This window comes from Mycobacterium sp. TH-M82, from assembly GCF_057473605.1.
The window spans coordinates 1-1,951 of the sequence record NZ_JBYCKY010000796.1; the positions used below are offsets into that span (position 1 = coordinate 1).

A 1,951-nucleotide genomic window follows, 5' to 3' on the forward strand; every position below is an offset into this window, starting at 1 on the left:
TCGTCTGCAGGGGCGACAGGACTTGAACCTGCAACCTGCGGTTTTGGAGACCGCTGCTCTGCCAGTTGAGCTACGCCCCTTCGCGGTCGGCAGGCCACCCTGGATCGTCGCCGCCGGTCACGAGCGCCGCCGTTCGACTCACGGAAAGCGCTGGTGGTGGGAGAACCCCGAAGTCAGAGTGTACATCGGCGCGGGTGTCAGGTACTAATCAAGCTGTTCGGACGACCTGGCCGGTTTCGACGTCCCACTTGAGGTTGACCGACTCGTCGCCCTCGTGGCCCATCATGGTGGTGAATGACTCCAGAACCAGCTCACCGGCGTCGTTGGTGCACAGGTTATGAGTCACCACGATGTCGGCGCCGAACCGTTCGTTCACCGAGGCGATCTCCATCCGGGCGTACAGTGTGTCACCGGCCTTGATCGGCTTGTGGTAGATGAACCTCTGGTCGACCTGGACCATCTGCATGGTGGTGTAGCCGGTGTCGACGTGGCGGAAGAAGTCGGCCTGGCACAGCTTCCCGAGAATCACCGCGAATGTCGGTGGTGCGACCAGTGAGTCGTAACCCAACTCGGCGGCCGCGTCCTCGTCAAAACTCGCCGGATCCTCGGCTTTGACCGCGTGAGCGTATTCGCGGATCTTCTCCCGGCCAACCTCGAACGATTCCGGGTAGCACCAGACCATGCCCCGCACATCGGTTTTGATCGCCATGATCAGGCGAGCCTGGCCGATGCCACCGCGCGGCCGAAGATCTTCTTCCCATCGGTCGTGGCCGTGAGCGCAATCGTCACCGACTTCGTCTCCGGGTCAACGGATTTGATCCGGCCCTTGAACACGATCTCGGCGCCCTTGCCGTCGTTGGGCACCGGCACCACGGCGGTGAATCGCACGTTGTACTCGGTGACGGCGCCGGGGTCACCGATCCACGCCGTCAGGTAGCTGCCGCCCAGCCCCATGGTCAGCATGCCGTGCGCGATCGCGGTGTCCAAGCCGACCTGCTTGGCGATCTCGTCGTCCCAGTGGATCGGGTTCAGGTCACCGGATACCCCTGCGTAGTTCACCAGGTCCGCCCGGGTCAATGGAATGACCTTCTCCGGCAGCTGGTCACCCACCTTGACCGAACTGAACTCACGCAGCGCCATCGCTAAAGCCCTCTTCTCCGTCTTCGGCACGGCCCGCCAGGGTCGTGTAGGTCTCCTGCACGATGTCACCGGCCTCGTCGGTGACGATGTTCTTGGTCACGATGATCTCGGTGCCGTGCGCCCGGCGCACCGAGTCCACGTAGACGTCGCAGTACAGCTTGTCGCCGGCCTTGACCGGCTTCAAAAACTTCAGCACCTGGTCGACCTGGACGATCTGCGCGTCGTTGGTGGTGATGTGGGCGTCGGCGAAGAAGGCGCTCTGGGCGGCGTACCCGAACACCGAGATGAACGTCGGCGGGGCGAGCAGCCCGTCGTAGCCGAGTTCGGTGGCCGCCTTCTCGTCGAAGCTGGCCGGGTCCTCGGCTTTGACCGCGTGAGCGTATTCGCGGATCTTCTCCCGCTCTACCTCGTAGTGGTCGGGGTAGCGGTAATGCATCCCGACGACGTCTTTGCGCAACGACACGGCTGTCTAACCTACCTAGCCAGGTGAGTAATTGCCCGCGACCCGCGGTTCACCGCGATTCGCGGTGCAGCTGGTGTTTGCCGCAGTTGGGGCAGAACTTCTTCAGCTCCAGCCGGTCGGGGTCGTTGCGGCGGTTCTTTTTGGTGATGTAGTTGCGGTGCTTGCACACCTCGCAGGCCATGGTGATCTTCGGCCGTACGTCGGTACTGGACGCCACGTCAGCTGCCCTCTTTCATGTTTGCGGTTGTTGTGTCGTTGTTGCGTTGTAGCGATGGCCGGACTCGAACCGGCGACCTAACGATTATGAGTCGTTCGCTCTAACCGACTGAGCTACATCGCCTCGGGGCC

The 1,951-nt window shown here is 62.7% G+C and carries 4 protein-coding genes and 2 tRNA genes; all 6 read right to left on the minus strand.

Going from position 1 to position 1,951, the window contains the following annotated elements:
- Window positions 1-7: 7 nt before the first annotated feature.
- The 6 genes from AC2VON_RS23540 to AC2VON_RS23565 all read right to left on the minus strand — a co-directional run bounded on the left by AC2VON_RS23540 (window position 8) and on the right by AC2VON_RS23565 (window position 1,943).
- Window positions 8-80, minus strand: a tRNA-Trp gene (locus tag AC2VON_RS23540).
- Between the two features lie 128 nt (window positions 81-208).
- Complete coding sequence (gene hadC / locus AC2VON_RS23545; RefSeq protein WP_486955011.1) at window positions 209-709, minus strand: (3R)-hydroxyacyl-ACP dehydratase subunit HadC; 501 nt, start codon at window positions 707-709, stop codon at window positions 209-211.
- Between the two features lie 2 nt (window positions 710-711).
- A complete protein-coding gene (gene hadB / locus AC2VON_RS23550) occupies window positions 712-1,140 on the minus strand; it encodes a (3R)-hydroxyacyl-ACP dehydratase subunit HadB (RefSeq protein WP_486955012.1) in 429 nt (142 codons plus the stop codon).
- Complete coding sequence (gene hadA / locus AC2VON_RS23555; RefSeq protein WP_486955014.1) at window positions 1,127-1,576, minus strand: (3R)-hydroxyacyl-ACP dehydratase subunit HadA; 450 nt, start codon at window positions 1,574-1,576, stop codon at window positions 1,127-1,129. The genes hadB and hadA overlap by 14 nt, the downstream gene beginning before the upstream one ends.
- A 76-nt stretch (window positions 1,577-1,652) precedes the next feature.
- Window positions 1,653-1,820, minus strand: coding sequence for a 50S ribosomal protein L33 (gene rpmG, locus AC2VON_RS23560; protein ID WP_486955013.1), 168 nt, complete (start codon window positions 1,818-1,820; stop codon window positions 1,653-1,655).
- Window positions 1,821-1,869: 49 nt separating this feature from the next.
- A tRNA-Met gene (locus tag AC2VON_RS23565) sits at window positions 1,870-1,943 on the minus strand.
- Window positions 1,944-1,951: the final 8 nt, after the last annotated feature.